This window comes from Novosphingopyxis baekryungensis DSM 16222 (assembly GCF_000420305.1).
Taxonomy (GTDB): Bacteria; Pseudomonadota; Alphaproteobacteria; order Sphingomonadales; family Sphingomonadaceae; genus Novosphingopyxis; species Novosphingopyxis baekryungensis.
The window spans coordinates 566132-586107 of record NZ_ATUR01000003.1 but is presented as its reverse complement, the minus strand read 5'-3'; the positions used below and the strand labels follow the sequence as shown (position 1 = coordinate 586107).

General features: G+C 63.2%; 18 protein-coding genes. 12 read left to right on the top strand and 6 right to left on the bottom strand.

The annotated features are described in order from the left end of the window. The first annotated feature begins 12 nt into the window (after nt 1–12). The 3 genes from G410_RS0106710 to G410_RS0106700 all read left to right on the top strand — a co-directional run bounded on the left by G410_RS0106710 (nt 13) and on the right by G410_RS0106700 (nt 2657). Entirely contained in the window at nt 13–1134 is a 1122-nt protein-coding gene (locus G410_RS0106710) for a glycoside hydrolase family 68 protein (protein WP_022672887.1), read from the top strand. Beyond that, nucleotides 1131–2012 carry an ROK family protein gene (locus tag G410_RS0106705; RefSeq protein ID WP_022672886.1) on the top strand — a complete coding sequence of 294 codons (882 nt, stop codon included), beginning with the start codon at nt 1131–1133 and terminating at the stop codon, nt 2010–2012. The genes G410_RS0106710 and G410_RS0106705 overlap by 4 nt, the downstream gene beginning before the upstream one ends. A gap of 240 nt (nt 2013–2252) precedes the next feature. Continuing rightward, nucleotides 2253–2657, top strand: a complete 405-nt coding sequence (locus tag G410_RS0106700; RefSeq protein WP_022672885.1) for a hypothetical protein — start codon at nt 2253–2255, stop codon at nt 2655–2657. A gap of 31 nt (nt 2658–2688) precedes the next feature. Here the strand turns inward: G410_RS0106700 and G410_RS0106695 are convergent, their stop codons facing one another. Both G410_RS0106695 and G410_RS0106690 read right to left on the bottom strand, forming a co-directional pair. Continuing rightward, entirely contained in the window at nt 2689–4134 is a 1446-nt protein-coding gene (locus tag G410_RS0106695; RefSeq protein WP_028971157.1) for a helicase HerA domain-containing protein, read from the bottom strand. 87 nt (nt 4135–4221) lie between these two features. After that, complete coding sequence (locus G410_RS0106690) at nt 4222–4947, bottom strand: arylesterase (protein WP_028971156.1); 726 nt, start codon at nt 4945–4947, stop codon at nt 4222–4224. Here G410_RS0106690 and G410_RS0106685 point away from each other — a divergent pair. The 8 genes from G410_RS0106685 (at nt 4946) to G410_RS15915 (ending at nt 13441) form a co-directional block, all read left to right on the top strand. Further along, nucleotides 4946–5641, top strand: a complete 696-nt coding sequence (locus G410_RS0106685; protein WP_028971155.1) for an ABC transporter ATP-binding protein — start codon at nt 4946–4948, stop codon at nt 5639–5641. The genes G410_RS0106690 and G410_RS0106685 overlap by 2 nt on opposite strands. Further along, nucleotides 5638–8154, top strand: coding sequence for an ABC transporter permease (locus tag G410_RS0106680; protein ID WP_022672881.1), 2517 nt, complete (start codon nt 5638–5640; stop codon nt 8152–8154). Before G410_RS0106685 ends, G410_RS0106680 begins: the two co-directional genes overlap by 4 nt. 150 nt (nt 8155–8304) lie before the next feature. Continuing rightward, the gene (locus tag G410_RS0106670) at nt 8305–8985 is read left to right on the top strand and encodes a PEPxxWA-CTERM sorting domain-containing protein (protein ID WP_022672879.1); all 681 of its coding nucleotides are present in this window, start codon (nt 8305–8307) and stop codon (nt 8983–8985) included. A 28-nt stretch (nt 8986–9013) separates the two neighbouring features. Continuing rightward, complete coding sequence (locus tag G410_RS15920; protein ID WP_162604080.1) at nt 9014–9856, top strand: PEPxxWA-CTERM sorting domain-containing protein; 843 nt, start codon at nt 9014–9016, stop codon at nt 9854–9856. Between the two features lie 173 nt (nt 9857–10029). Continuing rightward, nucleotides 10030–10221 (top strand): hypothetical protein, encoded by a 192-nt coding sequence (locus tag G410_RS17955; protein ID WP_156851874.1) that lies wholly within the window; start codon nt 10030–10032, stop codon nt 10219–10221. Nucleotides 10222–10329: 108 nt separating this feature from the next. Next, on the top strand, nt 10330–11796 hold the full coding sequence (locus tag G410_RS0106660) for a DUF4403 family protein (RefSeq protein WP_028971153.1): 1467 nt from the start codon (nt 10330–10332) through the stop codon (nt 11794–11796). A 302-nt stretch (nt 11797–12098) separates the two neighbouring features. Next, entirely contained in the window at nt 12099–12932 is an 834-nt protein-coding gene (locus G410_RS0106655) for an oxygenase MpaB family protein (protein WP_022672876.1), read from the top strand. Nucleotides 12933–13093: 161 nt separating this feature from the next. Continuing rightward, on the top strand, nt 13094–13441 hold the full coding sequence (locus G410_RS15915; RefSeq protein WP_022672875.1) for a response regulator: 348 nt from the start codon (nt 13094–13096) through the stop codon (nt 13439–13441). 38 nt (nt 13442–13479) lie between these two features. Here G410_RS15915 and G410_RS0106645 read toward each other — a convergent pair whose 3' ends face one another. The 3 genes from G410_RS0106645 to G410_RS0106635 form a co-directional block, all read right to left on the bottom strand. Further along, entirely contained in the window at nt 13480–14190 is a 711-nt protein-coding gene (locus tag G410_RS0106645) for a Crp/Fnr family transcriptional regulator (protein ID WP_211214997.1), read from the bottom strand. Nucleotides 14191–14458: 268 nt separating this feature from the next. Continuing rightward, a complete protein-coding gene (gene gltX, locus G410_RS0106640) occupies nt 14459–15955 on the bottom strand; it encodes a glutamate--tRNA ligase (RefSeq protein WP_022672873.1) in 1497 nt (498 codons plus the stop codon). A gap of 70 nt (nt 15956–16025) precedes the next feature. Next, the gene (locus G410_RS0106635; RefSeq protein WP_028971150.1) at nt 16026–16337 is read right to left on the bottom strand and encodes a hypothetical protein; all 312 of its coding nucleotides are present in this window, start codon (nt 16335–16337) and stop codon (nt 16026–16028) included. 347 nt (nt 16338–16684) lie between these two features. Here G410_RS0106635 and G410_RS15910 point away from each other — a divergent pair, with 347 nt between their 5' ends. Continuing rightward, nucleotides 16685–18046 (top strand): DEAD/DEAH box helicase, encoded by a 1362-nt coding sequence (locus G410_RS15910; RefSeq protein ID WP_022672870.1) that lies wholly within the window; start codon nt 16685–16687, stop codon nt 18044–18046. A 272-nt stretch (nt 18047–18318) separates the two neighbouring features. Here G410_RS15910 and G410_RS0106620 read toward each other — a convergent pair whose 3' ends face one another. Continuing rightward, complete coding sequence (locus tag G410_RS0106620) at nt 18319–19956, bottom strand: alkaline phosphatase D family protein (RefSeq protein ID WP_022672869.1); 1638 nt, start codon at nt 19954–19956, stop codon at nt 18319–18321. Nucleotides 19957–19976: the final 20 nt, after the last annotated feature.

Below are 19976 nucleotides of genomic sequence, written 5' to 3'. Positions count from 1 at the left end.
AGAATTGAGCATATGACCACGGCATGGACGGGTGCGGACCTGCGCAATATCGATACCAGCCAGCTTGCCCGCGTTCCGGTTTTGAACAATCTGGATGGTCTCCAGCCGATCGGGGGGGAGGGCATCTATTATTGGGATATGTGGCCGGTCCAGGCAGCCGACGGCATGATGGCAGACATTGCCGGGCGCGAGATGTGGATGGTGCTGAGCGCGCCCGATCGCGGTGATCCGGCCCTGCGCCATTTCGAGGCGAAGATCCGCTGGCTCGAGCGGATCGATGGGCGCTGGCACGACCGCGGCCCCGTGCTGCCGGATTTCGACACGGATTATGAGCGCGAATGGGCGGGCACGGCGCTGCTCGACGGGGACCGCCTCACGCTGCATTTCACCGGTGCCGGGACCGATGCGCGTCCGGGCGGCTATCAGCAGCGTCTGTTCGAGACCTCCGCCACGGTGGACGCGGACGGTGCGATCGGCGAATGGTCGGTTCCGCAGCCATCGCTGGATGCGATCACGCCGGACTATATGGCGGCCGATCAGCACGAGGGCGAGGCGGGCAAGATCAAGGCGTTTCGCGATCCGGCCTATTTTCGCGATCCGGCCGATGGCGCTGAATATCTGGCCTTTACCGCGTCGCTTGCGGGATCGCAGAGCGCCTTCAACGGCGCGTTCGGGCTTGCGAAGCGCGTGGATGGCGCATGGCAGCTGGTTCCCCCGGCGATCCATGCCGACGGCGTGAACAATGAGCTGGAGCGCGCACATCTTGTCAGTCACGCCGGGCGCTATTACGCTTTCTGGGTGACGCAGCGTTTCACCTTTGCACCCGATCTGCGCCACGCGCCCAACGGTCTTTATGGCATGGTGGCGGACCGGCTGGACGGACCCTATCGCCCGTTAAACGGTAGCGGTCTGGTCATCGCCAACCCCGAAGATGCCGGTTCTCAATGCTATAGCTGGTTCGTGTCGTCCGATCTGGTCGTTTCCAGTTTCGTCGATATTTGGCCCGGCGGAGATGCCGTTTCTGCACCCGAAGCAGCCAGCGGGCCACAACCGTTCGGCGGCGTGCCGGCGCCTTTGCTACGTCTGACGATAGATGGCGATCGCTGCACACTGGCCGATGAGGCCTTTGCATGACTTGCCGAGATGCTCCCCTGTTTGGCGGTATCGAGGCGGGCGGCACGAAATTCGTTTTGGCCGTCGGCACCGCGCCGGACGCCATGATCGATCGCCATGTCATTCCCACACGCGATCCTGAGACGACGCTGGCCGAGGCGGTCGCGTGGTTTACCAGCCAGGGACCTATCGCTGCGCTGGGCGTCGCCAGCTTCGGTCCAGTCGAACTCAGCCGACATAGCGAGCGATGGGGCCATATCCTCGACACCCCCAAACCCGATTGGTCCGGCTTCGATCTGGTGGGCCATTTAAGTCGCGCGCTCGAGCGCCCGATCGGCCTGGATACCGATGTAAATGCCGCCGCATTGGCCGAATATCGCTTCGGTGCGGGACGCGGTGCCGCCTCCATTGCCTATATGACGGTCGGCACCGGTATAGGGGTCGGTTTGGTGATCAACGGCGAAACGGTGCATGGCGCAGGCCATCCGGAATTTGGCCATTATTTCCCACGCCGTGAAGCAGGCGACCGCGATTTCGCCGGGATCTGCACTTTCCACGGCGACTGTCTGGAAGGGCTCTCAAGCGGACCAGCCATCGTGAAGCGCTGGGGCAAAACCCTGTCCGACCTGCCGCCGGAACATGAGGCCCATCATCATGTCTCCGGCTATCTTGCCCAGGCTTGCCACACCCTTTTTGCCGCCATGGCTTCCGAAGTAATCGTGATTGGCGGCGGCGTGGCCAAAACACCGGGGCTGGTTGCGCGGGTCGCCAGCATGACCGCAGATATCGGTGCAAATTATTTACCGGGCCACAAGCAACATGTCGTGCGCACGCCGGCTCTCGGTATCGACGCCGGTATCACCGGCGCTCTGGCCTTGGCCTGTAATGCCTCATTATAAGTGATCGAGCTCAGAGCGATGTTCTCGATGCTGAGCGGGGGCTGGATCCATGGCCTGACGCACTGACAGCAAAGCGTCCTATGCTTTTCCCCGCGCCTGATCAGCGGTGATAGCGCCCCAACCGATGAGGCTCTTTCGTCCAAGGCCCGCGTGGCTCGGCGTTTTGTGGCAGTTTGTGCGGGACGGATTGCCGTTCCTTGCGTTACATCTGCAAACGGGGCGTCAGGAAAGGGCATCTTCATGCACGTCCGCTTTGCTCTGCTGGGCCTCGGCCTTTTGGCATCGCCGCTGATGGCCACGCAGTCTGCTGGCAGCGGCGACGCTACGGCGGTGGTCGATGGCGACAGCATTGTCATCCCCGTGGCTGTCTATGGCAGCGATGCCTGCCCCAAAAGCGAAGGAGAGCTGGTGGTCTGTGCCCACCATCCCGAATCCGAGCGGTACCGTGTTCCTGCGGCGGTCCGCGAACAGCGGACGGGTGCCGGCGATACGGCCTGGGCGGTGCAGGTGGAGGGCATGGAAGACGATGCCCGTTATCTCATTCCCGGCAGTTGTACCGCGGTTGGCCCGTCCGGCTCCACCGGATGCACGCAACAGATGCTGCGCCAATGGTTCCGCGAGCGGCGTAGCAGCAACCCCGATTGATGGGACCTGGGACTGACTGGCCCGCGCTGCGCTAGCGGCCAGCCGTTACCTCTTCCAACCCCGGCACGAAAATGCGGCGGCCGCCGCCAAATTCGTTGCGCACCACGATGTGCCCGGACCGTTCGAAATGATCCAGCAAGCGGCGGATGCGTCCGGTGCTGCTGCTGCCGTAGACGCGCGCCAGTTCCTCTTCATCGGGCTCGTCCAATCCCTCGGCCGCCGCGCGGGCGATGACGAGGAAGGGGGCCAGCACATCGTCGCTGAGATTCGTGCCGAGCGATTCGATCTGCGCACGCAGGGCCGGATCCAGATGATCCAGGCTGGCGCTGGCGATCGCGAAGCGGCGGCGAAATTCCGTAAGATCGAGCGGAATGGCCACGCCAGGATCCTGACGGCAACGGGTGGCAAAATCCTGATAGAGGCGGGATGGGGAGCGGAACGTCGCGCCATCTTCCTGCGCCATCTGGCTTAGGATACGGTCGATGGCCTGCTGGCTCTCGGTATGGCTGGGCATGTCGGCAGGCTCTGCAGTCGCCACGCCTGGGGCTGCGCGTTCGATATGCTCGGCCACATCCGCAACGGGCCGTGGCGGGGGCGGTGGAGGCGCGGGCGGCGCGGCAACGGCCAGCTCTTCATGCAGCAGCGCTTCCATATCGGCCGCCTCGACATCGGGCGGTGGCAGCAGACCGCTTTCCACCGTGCGGGGACCGGACTGCACCGGGCCGATCTTCACCGCAAGCGGGCGCCGGCTGATGGCGGGGCCGAGGCCGAGGAAATGGCCGCGCTCCAGATCGCGAATCCGCTCCGCCTGCCGCCGTTCCATGCCGAGCAGATCGGCCGCGCGCTGCATGTCGATATCCAGAAAGGTGCGGCCCATGAGAAAATTGGAGGCTTCCGCCGCGACATTCTTGGCCAGCTTGGCCAGCCGCTGCGTGGCCACGATCCCCGCCAGCCCGCGCTTGCGGCCCCGGCACATCAGATTGGTCATGGCGGACAGGGTCAGGCGGCGCGTATCCTCGCCAATCTCGCCGGCCACGGAGGGCGCGAACATCTGCGCCTCGTCCACCACCACCAAGGCGGGAAACCAGTGATCGCGCGGGGCATCGAACAGGCCGTTCAGGAACTGCGCGGCGCAGCGAATCTGCTGTTCGACCTCCAGCCCTTCCAGCGAGAGCACCACCGATGCACGATGTTCGCGGATGCGCAGCGCCAGCGCCTCGATCTCCGCCGGGGAATAGCTGGCGCCGTCGATCAGCACATGGCCGAAATGGTCCGACAGCGAGGCGAAGTCGCCTTCCGGATCGATCACCACCTGCTGCACCAGCTTGGCGCTTTCTTCCAGCAGGCGGCGCAGAAGGTGCGATTTGCCCGATCCGCTATTGCCCTGCACCAGCAGGCGGCTCGCCAGCAACTCCTCGATATCGACGGGGATGTCGGAGCCGTCCGCCGCCTGGCCGATGATGATATCGCTGCGCATGGCCGCCACGCTATCCGGTTCGACGCCGCAGCCCAAGAGCGCTTGCGTGCCTTGGGTCAAAAGCGCGGGCAGAGCCTGTGGATAGTCTCAGCCGGCCAGCGCTGCCTTGACCGCGGGCGTGAGGCCCTGGACCATCACCTGCACCCCTTGTGGATTGGGATGGATGCGATCGGGCAGCATCAGCGCGTTCTGGCCCAGCACGCCCTCCAGGATGAAGGGATAGAGCGGCACATCATAGCGGCGCGCCAGATCGGGATAGATCGATTCGAAGGCGGCGCGATAATCCGGGCCGAGATTGGGCGCGGCCAGCATGCCGGTGAGCATGGCGGGAATCTCGCGCCGTTGCAGTTCGTCCAGAATGGCGGTGAGATTGGCGCGCGTCTGCACCGGATCGACGCCGCGCAGCATGTCGTTGCCGCCAAGGCCAACCAGCACCAGATCCGGCTTGCGGGGCAGACCGTCCAGCGTGAAGGCCAGCCTCTGCCGGGCCGCCGCGCTGGTATCGCCGGAGACCCCGGCATTGACGACCTGCGCGGGGGTGCCGCTGGCATCCAGCGCCTGTTCCAGCTGCGGGGCCAGCCCTTCCTTGGGGCCGAGCTGATAGCCGGCATACAGGCTGTCGCCGAAGGCCAGGACGAGCTTCTCGTCTACGGCGGGCGTCGCGGCTGCGGTGCTGGCGCCTGCGTTCTGCTGCGCCTCGCTTTGGGCAGGGGCGCTGTCCGCGCCGGGCGAACAGGCGGCCAGCGACTGGAAAAGCAGCGCGGCGGCTACATATAGGATGATATTTCTTTTCAAGGATCGACGCTCCCTCATGCCGGATACCCCTATTGTCGTGCGCGCCCGCAATGTCACGCTATCGCTGGGCGATGGAGAAGCGCGCGTGGACATTCTGCATGGGATCGATCTGGATATCCAGCAGGGCGAGAGCGTGGCGCTGCTCGGCCCGTCTGGCTCCGGCAAGAGCTCGCTGATGGCGATCCTGTCCGGGCTGGAGCAGGCGTCCGGCGGGACGGTCGAGGTGGCGGGCGCGGACTTCCGGTCGCTGGATGAAGATGCGCTGGCGATCGTACGGCGGGACCGGCTCGGCATTGTGCTGCAAAGCTTCCATCTGCTGCCGACCATGACGGCGCAGGAGAATGTGGCGGTGCCGCTGGAGCTGAGCGGGGCCGATGATCCCTTCGGTACGGCGGCGGCGGAGCTTTCGGCAGTCGGCCTTGGCCATCGCATGGCCCATTATCCCTCACAGCTTTCGGGCGGCGAGCAGCAGCGCGTGGCCATTGCCCGCGCCGTCGCGCCGCGTCCGTCGATTATCTTTGCCGACGAGCCGACCGGCAATCTGGACCGGGCAACCGGCGGCGGCATTGTCGATCTGCTGTTCGAACGGCGCGCCAGTGCGGGCGCCACGCTGATCATCATCACCCATGACGAGACGCTGGCCGAGCGCTGCGACCGGGTGCTGGAAATGCAGGACGGGCGGATCGTATCGGACAGCGCGGCCGCGTCATGAGCGCCCCGGTCGCCGCGCTTCCCTGGAGCACCGCCTGGCGTCTGGCGCGCCGCGATCTGAGCGCCAGCCTGCGCGGGCTGCGCCTCCTGTTTCTGTGCCTGTTCCTGGGCGTGGCGACCTTGGCCGCGATCGGCAGCCTGACCGCGTCGATCACCGGCGCGCTGAGCGATCAGGGCGGCGCCCTGCTGGGCGGCGATGTCGAGATATCGATGAGCCAGCGCAGCGCCGATGGAGCCGAGCGTGCCGCCTTTGCGCAGGCCGGCACCGTCAGCGAGACTATCCGCCTTCGCGCCATGGCGCGGGCCGTGGCGGGCGGGGAATCGGTGCTGACGGAGTTCAAGGGCGTCGATGGCGCCTATCCGCTCTATGGCCGGCTGACGCTGGCCGATGGCGCGCCGATGCCGCCGCTCGCCGCCGATGAAATCCTGATCGATCAGGGACTGGCCGAAAGGCTGGCGCTGCAGACAGGCGCGCAGCTTCGCTACGGCACGGCGGATTACACCGTGCGCGGCATCATCGGGGACGAGCCGGACCGGGTGGGGGAGGGCTTCACGCTGGGGCCGGTGGCCATCGCCTCGCTTGCGGGATTTCGGCGGGCCGAGCTGATCCAGCCGGGCAGCATGTATGAAAGCAAATATCGCGTGCGCACCAGCGGGGGCCCCGCCCCGGATGCGCTGATCGAACGGTGGGAGCAGCAGTTCCCGAGCGCCGGGCTGGAGTTCCGCACGCGCGACCGCGCCTCGCCGGGGGCCTTCCGTTTTTTCGAGCGGATGGGCCAGTTTCTGGAGCTGATCGGTCTGACCGCGCTCATCATCGCCGGCATCGGCGTGGGCAATGGCGTGGCGTCCTATCTGGCGACCAAGCGTCCCGGCATCGCCACGCTCAAGGTGCTCGGTGCCGGATCGAAGGACATTGCGCGCATTTACGGTCTGCAGGTCGGCCTGGTCGCGCTGGCCGCCATCCTGCTGGGGCTGATCGCCGGTGCGGCGCTGGTGCCGCTGCTCTCCGCCCTGATCGGCGATCTGCTGCCGGTGCGGCCCGAGGCGGGGCTGTTTGCGCTGCCGCTGATCAAGGCCGCCACCTTCGGTGCATTGATCGCGCTGGTGTTTACCCTGCCGCCGCTGGCCCGCGCACGCACGCAGCCGGCCGCGTCGATCTTTCGCGGCGTGGTGGAGCGCGGGCGCAGCGGTTGGAAGGCCGTGCGCTGGCCGGTGGGTCTGGCCGTGGTCGCGATTGCCGCGCTGGCCATCGCCACCGCGCGCGACCCGCTGTTCGCCGCCGCCGTGCTGGCGGCAAGCCTGGCGGTGCTGCTGATCCTGCTGGCGATTGGCTGGGCCATCGCCCGCGCCGCCGCCAGGGCGCCGCGCCCGCGCAATCCCTTGCTGCGTCTGGCGCTCACCAATCTTCACCGCCCCGGATCGCAGACCCCCGCGCTGGTTGTCGCCCTTGGCCTTGCGCTGACCTTGTTCGTCACGCTGGCGGGCATCCAGACGAGCCTGAACAATGAAATCGCAACGGTGGTGCCGCAACGCGCCCCGGATTATTTCGTGCTCGACGTGCCGGTGGAGCAGAAGGCGCGGTTCGGGCAGATCGTCGATCGCTATGCGCCCGGCGCCGATACCAATGTGGTGCCAACCCTTCGCGGCACCATCGTGGCCTATAAAAATGTTCGCGTCGCCGATCTGAAGGAGTTGCCGGAAGGCGCATGGTTCCTGCGCGGCGAGCGCGGTGTGACCTATTCGGATCGTCTGCCGGAGGGCAGCGAACTGACATCGGGTCGCTGGTGGCCGCAGGACTATCGCGGGCCGCCGCTGATCTCGCTGGACGAGGAAGCGGCCAATGTTCTCGGCCTGAAGATCGGCGACAGCATAACCGTCTCCATTCTGGGACGCGAGACCGCGTTTACGCTGGCCTCCACCCGCAAGGTGAACTGGGATACGATGGGCTTCAACTATGTGATGGTGGTAACGCCGGACACGCTGGCCGCCGCGCCGCACAATCTGGCCGCCACCATTGCGGCGGCCCGCACCGACGGTCTGCAGCGCGCAATCGTCGATGCCTTCCCGTCGGCCTCGATCATTCCGGTCGGCGAGGTGGTGGGCCAGATCACCACGCTGATGCGCCAGATGGCGACGGCCATCCTGGCTGCGGCCTCGGTGGCGATCCTGGCGGGCCTGGCCGTGCTGGTCGGCGCGATTGCCGCCTCGCGTCAGGCGCGCAGCTATGACAGCGTCATCATGAAGACGCTCGGGGCCACCCGCCGTCAGGTGCTTACGGCGCAGGGGTTGGAATATGCCATGCTCGCAGGGGCGCTGGCGCTGGTGGCGCTTGCGCTCGGCACGCTCGGCGCCTGGGTGGTGATCGTCCAATTGTTCGAATTCAGCTGGCGGCCGGATTGGCTTGTCGTGCTCGGCGTGCTGGGCGGCGGCGCGTTGCTCACGCTCGGCATCGGTCTTGCCGGATCGGTGCCCCTGATGAACGTGCGCCCGTCGCAGGCGCTGCGGCAATTGTAGATGACGCGTCGCGGCTATGGCTGCGCGCTGGGCCGCTTTGCAAGGCGCTGTCTATTGTTTTTCACGCAATTCACCGTGCCGCCATTTCACTGAAATATGCCAGACTTAGATTTTGCTTAACAAGCGATTAACGCCATTTTGGAGAGTCGCATGTTGTTCAAAGCTTTTGCCATACCCCTGATCGCTCTTTCGCTCGCAGCCCCGGCATTGGCCGCTGAAACGCTGGAAGTCGTCGCCAACCCGCAGACGAATCGAAAGGTCACGATTTCCGCCTTCGATCCGATCGGGCAGAGCTTCACGGCGCAAACCAATACGGTCAGTTCCATCGGATTTCAGTTCAGCGTTCTCAACACCGGTTCCGCCAACAGCCCGCTGACACTGTCGCTCTTTCAGGGCGAAACCCTGACCGGCGCATCGCTGTTCACGCAAAGCTTCGTGCTGCCAGGCTCGATCGTGTCGCGCAACGATGTGGAATGGGTCGACATAGCCTTGCCGGATGTCGTCCTGACGCTCGGTTCGCTGTATACTGCCGTGCTGAATGCGAGCTCGTCGCGCGCGGCCCTCGTCGTGGGGCCGGCCTTCGACGTGCGCAGCGGCCAGTTGCTCGGCGGCGATGCCTATACGGGTGGCCGACTCCTCACAAATTCCGCCAATATCTACAGCAATTGCCAGGGGCCGGGCAATAATTGCGACGCCAATTTCCGTGTCACCGGCGATGTTATCGCGGCGGTTCCGGAACCGTCGACATGGGCATTCCTGGTGCTGGGCTTTGGAGCGGTCGGTGCCGGTCTGCGTCGGCGCACCCGCAAGCTGAGCTATGTGTCTGCCTGATCTGCATATCTTTAGAAGGGATCATCCCATGACTTTATCAAAATTGTTCGTCGCCTCGCTTATTCTCGGCTGTGCGCCGGTCGCGGCCCATGCCGCCGGAAAAACGCCCGCCAATCCCGTTGCGCTGACGACGCTGGATTATAGCCAGAATTTCGACGGCCTTGCAGCCAGTGGCACAGGAAACAGCGCGCTTCCCGATGGCTTTCAAGTTGTCGAAACCGGATCCGGCAGTGCAGCGGACGGATTCTACCGGGCGGGTAGCGGGTCGTCGAACGCTGGAGATGTCTACAGCTTCGGCAATTCTGCGGACCGCGCACTGGGCAGTCTGGCGAGCGGCAGCAATGACGCGATCTATTTCGGGGCCATCTTCATCAATCGCCTTGACCGGATCATAAGCGATTTGCGGTTTGCCTATACCGGCGAGCAGTGGCGCGCTGGCAGCTCGAATGACGATGGCCTGATCTTTCAGCTTTCGACGGACGCATCCGAACTGGATAATGGCACCTGGCGCGATGTGGATGCATTGGCGTTCACGCCGCTGGTGCTGAGCGGAAACACGGCCCTGAATGGCAATGTGAATTCGGTCGATATATTCGGCACGATTGCCGGTCTTTCCATTGCCGACGGCGCTTCCTTCGGCTTTCGCTGGTTCGATTCCAACTCCACAGGCAGCGATCATGGCCTGGCCGTGGACGATCTGCGGATCACCGCCAGCCTTGCGCCGGTGGCCGGTGCCGTTCCGGAACCGTCCACATGGCTGATGCTGCTGCTTGGGTTCGCTATGATCGGGTTCACGATGCGCGGCGCAGTACGCCGGTCGAACAAGCGCTTCGAAGCCACACTCAAAAAAGTGGCTCACGTTCCTGCATGATCGTGCCCGGACGACGGACATGATTTCATAGGATGATGCAAATAAGCAGGGGCAACGCGCAATATGCTCGGGGCATCACGACTGGGTGATGCGATGAAGCTGTGCGGCTGCTCCTGCCATCGCACCCTCGGCTTGCGTCCTGATGCGCGCCGCGAAAGGCCGCGCCATGACAGGTGCGCAGCAATGACAACGTGATCATGAATACGCTGGGCGTCGGGCTGGCCGGATCGGTGCCGTTGGTGAATCTGTGGCCATCGCGGGCGCTGAGGCAACTGTACATGACGCATCGCGCGAGAAGCGTCGCCTGGCAAATCCAGATTTTGGATGCTTGGTGGCCAATTCCCGGTAAAGCCAACGCTCTATGAAATCGCACGTCAGCAACCTTGGGAGCAAAAAAAGCATTCGGTGGTTTGTTCGATAAGACCGGCGCTCGGCACAGGCGGCGCCCGGTTGCATAGGAAACGCGGGAGGACATGGTCTTGGTCAGAATAATGGCATTGTTGCTGGCGATCCCCGTGCTGGCCTCCTGCAGCCGTACGCCGCCCGACAAGGCCCCGGTGCGGGTGACCACGCCGATCGAGATCGAGGCGGCGCCATCCATCATCGCCATTCCGGTCACGGCGCGGCTTGGCACGCTGGCCGCCGCGCTGGACCGGTCGATACCCAAACAGCTCTGGTCGATCGATCGACCGGGGCAGACCTGCGTGGCACCCAAGGGCGTCGATCTGGGCATTGCCACCATCAAGACGCCGCGCATCAAATGCCGGATCGTCGGCACGGTCACGCGCGGCCATCTTCGCCTGTCGGGGTCTGGCCGCACCATCGAGGTTGCCATTCCGCTCAACGCCGTGGTCCGTGCGGAGGATATCGGCGGCGTGATCAGCCGGGAGACCGCAACGGCGCGGGCCATGGCGCGGGCGGAGATTCGCCTCGATCTGGCCGAGGACTGGACCCCGCGCGGCAGCGCCGATCTGCATTATGACTGGACCGACGAACCGCATGTCGAATTTCTTGGCCAGCGGATCAATTTCGCGGACAAGGCCGATGCCAAACTGAAGCCGGTGATCGCCAGGCTGGAGCGCGATCTGCCAGCCGAGCTGAAGAAGCTCGGGATTCGCGAAGAGGTGGAAAAGGCATGGCAGTCCGCCTTCACCATATTGTCGCTCAACGATCAAAACCCGCCGGTGTGGATGCGGGTCACCCCGCAGACGCTGGCTTATGGCGGGTATCGCATCGATGGACAGACCATCCGGCTCAACCTGGGCATGAAGGCGCTGACGGAGGCCTTTGTCGGCAACAAGCCCGCCCCGCCGAACCCGGCACCCTTGCCCAATATGACCAGGATGGACAGAAAGCCGGGCAAGGTGTCCTTCGTGGTGCCCGTGGTCGCCGATTACCGGCAGCTGGAGCCGGTGTTGCTGCGCGCGCTGGTCAAGCGATCCGCGCGCCCCTTCTCCCTGCCCGGCGTGGGCGACGTCCGTGCCGAATTCCGCAAGGTCACGATCTATGCCACCAAGAATGATCGCATTGCCGTGGGCATCGTCTTTGCCGCGCGCGAGATCGGATCCAGGGATGCGGCGACCACCGGCACGGTCTGGCTGACCGGCGAACCGACCAATGCGAAAAATTCCCGCGCCGTGCAGATCGAGGATCTGAAGGTGAGTGGCACGACCGACATGACCGGCGGCGATCTGATCCTGCAACTGGTCAATGCGCCGGGGATCAAGTCCTTCGTCGCCGCGTCGCTCGCGCAGAATTTCGAGAAGGATTTCGACGATCTCCTGCGCAAGGTCAAAGCCGCGGTCAGCAGCACGCAGGAGGGCGATTTCGCCATCAGCGCGGATATCACGCGGGTGACCACCGGCAAGATCAGCGTGACGGGCGCGGGTCTGTTCCTGCCCGCCAGGATCGAGGGGACGGCGCGCGTGGCGCTGCAATGAGTGGGATGGGGCCGGGGATGGCCACCGGCCCTCTGTTTCGGTTTGCTGGCGATGGCCGGGTGACGCCTCCACGCGGACGCCTGCTGAAATCCAGTGCTGTCCTACATCGACCGGCGTTCCTATATTGGCTGGATGACCACGGATTCCTTTTTCCTGACGGCGGCCGCGCCATGGCTTGAGGCTGGCCATGCGGGCGGGGTGTCTGCCGGTCCCGAATCGACTGGCCGTGGAGCCGCTTTGCCGCGGCGAGCTTTTTGCGTCTCTGGACTGTGTGACCTGTGTGAACCTGTGGGCGCGTTGCATTGAGGCGGCTGCCCTCCATCCGCAGCGCCATCGCCGAAGAGGTGCGCGGCCTGTTCCGGGAGGAAGGGCAGGGCGCATCGGTCTATGACGGGCCGGGGCTGTTTGCCGAGGGCGCGGTGATCCGCGACGTGCATGGCGATGTGATGACCATGATGATCGGCGGCATCGCGGCGCTGTTCCTCCAGATGTTACATCCGCTCGCGCTTGCCGGGGTGTGGGATCACAGCAATTTCCGGCAGGACATGCAGGGGCGGCTGCGGCGCACGGCGCGCTTCATCGCCACCACCACCTATGGCGATCTGGCGCAGGCCGAAGCGGCAATCCACAAGGTGCGGCAGATCCATGGCTATGTCACCGGCACCTTGCCGGACGGCACGCCCTATCGCGCGGATGATCCACGGCTGCTCGGCTGGGTGCACATCACCGAGGCGGTGAGCTTTCTGGACGCCTATATCCGCTACCGCGAACCGATGATGAGCCGCGCGCGGCAGGACGCCTATTTCGATCAGATCGCCGATATCAACACAAGGCTGGGCGCGGTCGATCTGCCACGCAGCCGGCGCGCGGCGATGGCCTATATGCGCGATTATCGCACCGAACTGCGCCGCGACGAACGCACGGAAGCGGCCGCGCAGGCGCTGCTGCGCTATCGGCCGCAGCGGCGCAGTCTGGGGCCCATGCAATCGCTCAGCGTGCAGGCGGGTATCGATCTCATGCCGGGCTGGGCGCGGCGCATGCACGGATTGTCCGTCTCGGCGCTGGCCAAACCATTGCTGCGCACCGGCGCGCTGGGGGCAACGCACACCTTGCGATGGGCGCTCGCCGCGCCTTGAAGCGCCGCCGGCCCGGTCCGGATTGCGCGGGGGCAGGGGTGGCAATCGAGCGACGCAGGCGTTCAATTGACGCAGCGGAAAGATATCCGTTTCCGATCCCTGAATATTCGTCTACCGTCCCCATCGCAGGTTAGTGCGAGCGTAAGGATGGCGTTAGGGTCATGAGAGTTCTGATAATAGACGACGAGCCGTTGATTGCGGCCGATATCGAAATGACCCTGTTGGATGCAGGCTATCAGGTCGCAGCCAATGCACAACATCTCTCGACCGCAATGGAAGCGATCGAGCAGAATGCCGCCGATTTCGCGATTCTCGACGCCAATCTGGGCGGCAAGAGCGCAGAGCCCATCGCCGACGGGCTGAAGCAGCGCGGCATTCCCTATGTGATTTTGACCGGTTACACCCGTGAACAGATCGGTGCCTGGGCGCAGGACAGCGTCGTGATCGGTAAGCCGATCACCTCGGAAATGCTCCTGGCGCACCTTCCGCCTGCGGTGGCCCTGAACTAGGCAGTGGATGGGCGCGGAAGGGCGCGCTTCCGAGCGGCCTATTTGCCAAAAGGCGCAATATTGTCGCGGTAAAAACGCTCGGCATAGCCATAGGTGTGGCCGCAGATGTCTTTCAGAAGATCGCGGTTCAGGATTTCGATCTGCCCTCTGCTGAGCTTGATCGCGCCCTGATCTTCCAGATTATGGACACAGTTCGTGACGGTAGGCCGGTAAGACGAAATCATCTGCGCGACGTCCTCGTGCGTAATTGTCAGGATATCTCCAAAAGTGCGATCGTGACACATCAACAGAACACGGCTGATGCGCTCTTCGACGCCCTGCTGGTCCATGCACGCAATCGTGCTGTTTTTCTCGATCAGCTGAAAATACAGATATTGGTCAAACAATCTTCTGACTTGTTCGCTATCCCCGACCCAATCCAAGAAGAGACTGCGTTCAATCAAATGGGCCTTCAGTATGCCAAGCTGCGGGACCACCAAATAATCCGTCGGCAACTGAAGGCGCAGCAGAGATCCCAGAGGAAACATACCCTCTATGCCGATCATGCCGACCTCGGACACTCGGCCGGACTTTCGGGATTTCACGAATGTCCCCACCACGCCTTCTTCAATGACGAAGATATGCTCTCCGTAAATGAATTCGTCGTTGATCGGGACGCCAGCAGGAAGCGCCACCTGCTTGGCCGGCGGAATCAAGTTCTTATCGGTTGCTGCAAGTATAGCACCCATGAGGAGATTGGATGTCTGCACAACTAATAAATCCGCATGCAGAACAACGCTCCACAAATCACTCGGTCGCAATCAGTGTATTCTGGCATACGTTCAGTGTAGTCCTGCATAGGGTAGCAAATATCAGCTCAAAGATTGATCGTTTACGTTTCGTAACCCTATGCAGGTTAATAATATTTGGCAATATTCAAAACCGATATGGCGTTGTCAGCGAATGCGACGCACCTACGGCCAAGAAATACATGTGCGGGGATGCCACACGGGAGCAGAAATAAAGGCTCGGCTCGGTCTACCGGCTGGCCAGGCTTTCCCACGCCTTGAGCTCTTTCTTGGATGGCGCACCCAGGATATCCAGCGCGTGGCGCAGGCGTTCGCGCACGATATCGCGGCCCAGATGGACGGTCGCTTCGAACAGCGGAACGGACGTCGGGCTGCCGGTGATGGCGATGAAAAAGGCACGCATCATGAACTTGAACTTGATGTCCAATGTCTCTGCCGTATCGCGCAGAACGCCCTCCACGGATGGTTTGTCCCATTCGGTCAGCGCGTCGAACTTCCACAAGGCGAGCTGATACGCCTGGCGCTGCTCATCCGGCTCCATTTTCACATCGCGTAGCGTGGGTTCATCCATATCGAGGCGGTTCTGGAAAAACATGGCGGTGAGACCGCCAAGATCACCAAGCTTTTCGACCCGGCTCTGGGCCATCTCGGCAATCGGAAGCAGATATGCTTCATTCAACGCCCAATCGCGCACGCGGTTGAGGAAGGCAGGCGCATCCATGGTTTCGCGAAGATAGCGCGCGTTCAGCCAGTCAAGCTTGCCGACATCGAATACGGGTCCGCCGAGCGAGATGTTGGTGAGCGCAAAATCCTCCCGCAGCTCGGCAAGGCTGGTCATTTCCTCACCGCCGGACGTGGATTTGGCCGCCAGGCCTAGGAAGTTGATCAGAGCCTCTGGCAGATAGCCAGCGCGCTGGAAGAACAGGATGCTGGTGGGGTTTTTACGCTTGGAAAGCTTTGATTTGTCTGCATTGCGCAGCAACGGCAGATGAGCCCATTTCGGGGGCTCCCAGCCGAAATAGGAATAAAGCAACTCGTGCTTCGGCACGGAGCTGATCCACTCTTCGCCGCGAATTACATGGGTGATGCCCATGGCATGATCGTCCACGATATTGGCCATGTGATAGGTCGGGAAACCATCCGATTTCATCAGGATCTGCATGTCCACCTTGGACCATTCGATGGTGATCGGATCGTCGCGCAATTCGTCCTGAAAGGCGCAGACGCCTTCGCCGGGGATCTTCATGCGCAGCACGAAACTGCCGTCAGGGCTTTCTGCCTTGGCGTCGGCGCGGCCTTCTTCGGTCAAACAGCGGCCATCATAGCGCGGCGGCTGACCGGCCTTCATCTGCGCCTTGCGCATCGCATCGAGACGCTCGGCCGTGCAATAGCATTTGAAAGCGTGGCCGTCGGCCTCCAGCTTTTGCGCATGCTCCTGATACAGCGCGGTGCGTTCGGACTGCCGATAGGGACCATGCGGTCCGCCGACATCCGGCCCTTCATCCCAGCTGAGACCAAGCCAGCGCAGCGCATCCAGAATCATCCGTTCGGACTGCGGCGTGGAACGAACCTGATCGGTATCCTCGATCCGGAGGATGAACTGCCCGCCATACTTCTTGGCGAACAGCCAGTTCATGAGGGCGATATAGGCCGTGCCGACATGCGGGTCCCCGGTGGGCGAGGGCGCAACCCTGGTGCGGACGGGGCGGGTGCGGTCGGTCGTCATGGCGAGGGCCTTTTCAATGCGATGGAGCGATTTGAAGTGCTCCTATCAGCGCGCCCTGCATGCGCCAAGCTTACACGCGCAACGGCTCCAGTGCGAACAGCTTGGCGTCGGCATATTTCGGATCATTGGCATTGTAGGTGCTTGCCGGCAGGAACGACTGATCGTGGGAGGAGAGGTCCTTCAGGCCGTCCAGCTTATAGGTGCCGATCTTGTGCTCCTTGGGCGGCTTGCCGTCCCGCTCCAGCGCCACGGCGTCAACGAACAGATCTTCATGCCGCATCCACAGAACATGGGGAGCCAGTTTCACCTCCTGCCGGTTGTAGGTGGCCATCACACATTTCTGGCGGGCGATTGCTTCGAGCACGATTTTGTTCGGTTCCATGTCAACAAGAATGATGCCGAGGGCCGCCGGTTGCAAGGATTTTGTGCGCTGCACCATATTCGATCGGAGTGGTGCTATGTTTCATACGGCGCTTGACATTTTGCAGCGCAGCATCCACTTGGCGGTCAGCGAGAACGGCCAGACCGTCTTGGGCGCGCGCAGCGTGTGAGCCGGAATGATCCGGCATCGGCCGTGCCTCTTTATCGCGATCCTTTTCACGGCAGCCCAATCACGCGGGTCGCTTTTTTAGCGATCCGGCCGCACGCGCGGCGCGATCATCCGCATTTGCGTTTCAGACGCATACAGGGTGAGGCGCTTCGGGGCAGTCGTCTTTATTGAAAGACCTTATGACCAAATTTTCCGATTTCGCGCTTAGCGCGACGCTTCAGAATGCCCTCAAGAGCGAAGGCTATGAAGACCCCACGCCAATCCAGGCGCAGGCAATTCCGCTGGCATTGGAAGGCCGCGATATTCTCGGCATCGCACAGACCGGCACCGGCAAGACGGCGGCATTCTCGCTGCCTTCGTTGCACCGTCTGGCAGACAAGAAGCTTGGCACCGGGCGCAACCAGTGCCGCATGCTGGTGCTCGCACCGACGCGTGAACTGGCGAAGCAGATTGCCGACAGCATGGTAAATTACGGCCGCGGCACGGGGCTTTATGTCACGACCGCTTTCGGCGGTGTGCCGATCAACCGGCAGAAGCGTGCGCTCGCCAAGGGCGTCGACGTTCTCGTCGCGACGCCGGGTCGTCTGCTCGATCTGTACGATCAGAAGTCCCTCGACTTGTCGATGGTCGAAATCCTGGTGCTGGACGAAGCCGACCAGATGCTCGACCTTGGGTTCATGCAGCCGCTCAAGCGCATCGTGAAATTGCTGCCGTACAAGCGCCAGAGCCTGTTCTTCTCGGCCACCATGCCCAAGAGCATTGCCGAGTTGAGCCAGCAGTTCCTGCGCGATCCGCAGAAGGTTTCCGTGGCACCGCAGGCCACCACCGCCGAAAAGGTGGAGCAGCGCGGCATGTTCGTGCGTAGCGAAGACAAGCCGAAGATTCTGGCGAGTTTGCTGCGCAGCGAAGACCCGGACCGCGTGCTTGTCTTCATGCGCACCAAGCATGGTTGTGACCGGCTCATCAAGAGCCTGGATCATGCCGGCATCGATGCGGTCGCGATCCATGGCAACAAGAGCCAGCCGCAGCGCGAAAAGGCGCTGAACGCCTTCCGCAAGGGCGGCGTCAGCGTGCTGGTCGCCACCGATATCGCCGCGCGCGGTATCGACGTGTCCGGCGTAAGCCATGTGTTCAATTACGAACTGCCCAATGTGCCCGAGCAATATGTCCACCGCATCGGGCGGACCGCCCGTGCGGATGCCAGCGGCATCGCCATCGCGCTGGTCGGCCCCGAAGAACGCCAGTGGCTGCGCGACATCGAGCGCACCATCAAGATGAAGCTCGATATCGAGCCATTGCCCAAGGGTTTCGACAAGCCAGAGATCGAGGAGCTGCCACCGCCACAGATGGGCGGTCAGCGCCAGCAGCGCTTCAAGCCGCGCGCGGCTGGTGGCGGAAAGGGTGCCGGACAGCCGCGCGGTGAGCGCAAGGCTGGCGGCGGCAAGCCGCATCGCGGCAAATCCACGGGCGGCGCTGGTGGAGGCGGCAATCGCCGCAGCGCCAATCGCGGCAGCGGCGGGGGCGGTCGGCCGCAAGGCTGATCGGTTTACGGCTGCCGAAAGGTCGTAAACGGCACGGCCATTTCACCGCCACAACGGCCCTTTGCGATCATCCTGTTGGATGCGGTTGCAATAATGGATCCCGACGGCGGCCAATGGCAGCCTTAATGCTATGATAGAAAAGCCGCTGTCCTATGTGCCCGCCAAAGGGCAGTAGGACAGCGGCTTTTTCGTTTCTGAGCCGTCGGCTCCTTTTGCCAGCGGCGCGCCCCATTGCTTCCCCTAATGGCGAATGCAGTGAGTGTGGTTCCTGATCAGGCGGCGCTCATCACGCGGCGGCCGCTCTGCACGACAGCCTTGTGACTGCCAGACAGCGCAGCCGAGCGTTCGCGGATGGTGCCGACAAATTCCCAGGTGGCGCTGGCGGTGTCTGGCGTCAGTTCCACGGACATATAGCCGCGTTGGCCGAGGTCAGCCCATTTTAGCGTGGGATTGGTCTCGTAGAGCGCGGCGGCAACGGTATCCGCTCCGACCCCGCTAAAATAGCTTTCGAAGCCGGGCGAGGTGACACTGTGGCCGGCAAATTCGACGCCGGCTGGCTTGCCCTCCGTTGGCAGATCGAAGGCCCAGCCATTATGGCTGTCGCCCGATAGCACGATCAGGTCGGCATCGGCGGCCTGTGCAGCTTTCAAGGCACGGTTGCGCGCAGCGGGATAGCCGTCCCAACTGTCGAAATTGAGCGGCAGACCGGCCTTGCTGGCCATCGCACCGATCGCGGCGCGCTGCTTGGCAATCTCCGGTGCGCTTTCGGGGATCCAACCGAGCGCCTGTGGCGGCAGGCGCAGATTGCCCATAACGGTCTGCTGCGCCCAGACCTGCCATTTCTGGCCGGCGCCGACGGAGCGTTTCAGCGTGTCCGCGAACCATGCCTCCTGATCCATGCCGAGCATGGTGCGGCTTGGGTCGCGCCATGTCTGGTCGCGGAAGGCGGCCAGGGTGGCTTCCACATTGGTCTGGCCTTTCAGCGCAGCGCCCAGATCGAGCTGCTCATCGCGCGCGTGCAGACGGCTTTCCGTTAGCAAGATGGTGGCCAGATCGCCGATGCGGTAGCTTTTCCACTGATCGTGGTCGTCGGGCAAATCACTGACCGGCATCCATTCGCGATAGACACGGCGCGCGATCCGCTTGCGCGTTTCATAATCGCCTTCGTCCGCCTGGTGGTTCTCTGCGCCATGTTGCCAGCTGTCATTGGCGATTTCATGATCGTCCCACTGCGCGATCATCGGCCACATCTGGTGCAGACGCTGCAGATCGGTATCGGCACGGTAGCTTTGATAGCGCAGGCGATAGTCCATGAGCGTCAGGATCTCATTGCTCGGCTGGATCGTCCGGCCAGGCAGAGCCTCTGCAGCGGATGGGTATTTGCCAACCTGATATTCGTAGAAATAATCGCCCAGATGCATGACCAGGTCCAGATCGTCGCGCGCGCAGGCGGCGGCATAGGCGTTGAACCAGCCGAAGGACAGGTTGGAACAGCTGAACACGCCCATACGAAATTTGGCGGTTTCCCCATCGGGCAGCGTGCGCGTGCGTCCCTGCGGGGAGGCGCTGCCATCCGGGGCGATGAAGCGGTAATAATACCAGCGGCCAGGCTGCAACCCGTCGACCACCAGCTTGGCGATGGAATCGCGGTCACGCATCGCGGTGACCGATCCGCCGCCGACCACCTTGCCGGTGGCCGGGTCGGTGACTTCGGCGGTCAATCGGGTATCGCCGCTGCTGACATAGCGCGTCCAAAGCAGCACCGAACCCTGCGTCGGCTCGCCCGAGGCGACGCCGTGGGAAAAACCGCTGGCCGATTGAAAGGCCAGCGCCGCACCGGGCAGTGATAGTGCGGCAATGCCGAAGGTGCCTGCCTGCAGGAGAAGGCGGCGGTCGAGGTCTAGGGTCATGACAAAAGTCTCCCGGTCGG

What these genes read in the sequence shown, in the direction of transcription:
- G410_RS0106660 (WP_028971153.1), top strand. Translation starts at nt 10,330, where the DNA reads ATGGTCTTGGTCAGAATAATGGCATTGTTGCTGGCGATCCCCGTGCTG.
- G410_RS0106635 (WP_028971150.1), bottom strand. Translation starts at nt 16,337, where the DNA reads ATGGAACCGAACAAAATCGTGCTCGAAGCAATCGCCCGCCAGAAATGT.
- G410_RS15920 (WP_162604080.1), top strand. Translation starts at nt 9,014, where the DNA reads ATGACTTTATCAAAATTGTTCGTCGCCTCGCTTATTCTCGGCTGTGCG.
- G410_RS15910 (WP_022672870.1), top strand. Translation starts at nt 16,685, where the DNA reads ATGACCAAATTTTCCGATTTCGCGCTTAGCGCGACGCTTCAGAATGCC.
- G410_RS0106700 (WP_022672885.1), top strand. Translation starts at nt 2,253, where the DNA reads ATGCACGTCCGCTTTGCTCTGCTGGGCCTCGGCCTTTTGGCATCGCCG.
- G410_RS0106710 (WP_022672887.1), top strand. Translation starts at nt 13, where the DNA reads ATGACCACGGCATGGACGGGTGCGGACCTGCGCAATATCGATACCAGC.
- G410_RS0106695 (WP_028971157.1), bottom strand. Translation starts at nt 4,134, where the DNA reads ATGCGCAGCGATATCATCATCGGCCAGGCGGCGGACGGCTCCGACATC.
- G410_RS15915 (WP_022672875.1), top strand. Translation starts at nt 13,094, where the DNA reads ATGAGAGTTCTGATAATAGACGACGAGCCGTTGATTGCGGCCGATATC.
- G410_RS0106620 (WP_022672869.1), bottom strand. Translation starts at nt 19,956, where the DNA reads ATGACCCTAGACCTCGACCGCCGCCTTCTCCTGCAGGCAGGCACCTTC.
- G410_RS0106670 (WP_022672879.1), top strand. Translation starts at nt 8,305, where the DNA reads ATGTTGTTCAAAGCTTTTGCCATACCCCTGATCGCTCTTTCGCTCGCA.
- gltX (WP_022672873.1), bottom strand. Translation starts at nt 15,955, where the DNA reads ATGACGACCGACCGCACCCGCCCCGTCCGCACCAGGGTTGCGCCCTCG.
- G410_RS0106680 (WP_022672881.1), top strand. Translation starts at nt 5,638, where the DNA reads ATGAGCGCCCCGGTCGCCGCGCTTCCCTGGAGCACCGCCTGGCGTCTG.
- G410_RS0106705 (WP_022672886.1), top strand. Translation starts at nt 1,131, where the DNA reads ATGACTTGCCGAGATGCTCCCCTGTTTGGCGGTATCGAGGCGGGCGGC.
- G410_RS0106685 (WP_028971155.1), top strand. Translation starts at nt 4,946, where the DNA reads ATGCCGGATACCCCTATTGTCGTGCGCGCCCGCAATGTCACGCTATCG.
- G410_RS0106690 (WP_028971156.1), bottom strand. Translation starts at nt 4,947, where the DNA reads ATGAGGGAGCGTCGATCCTTGAAAAGAAATATCATCCTATATGTAGCC.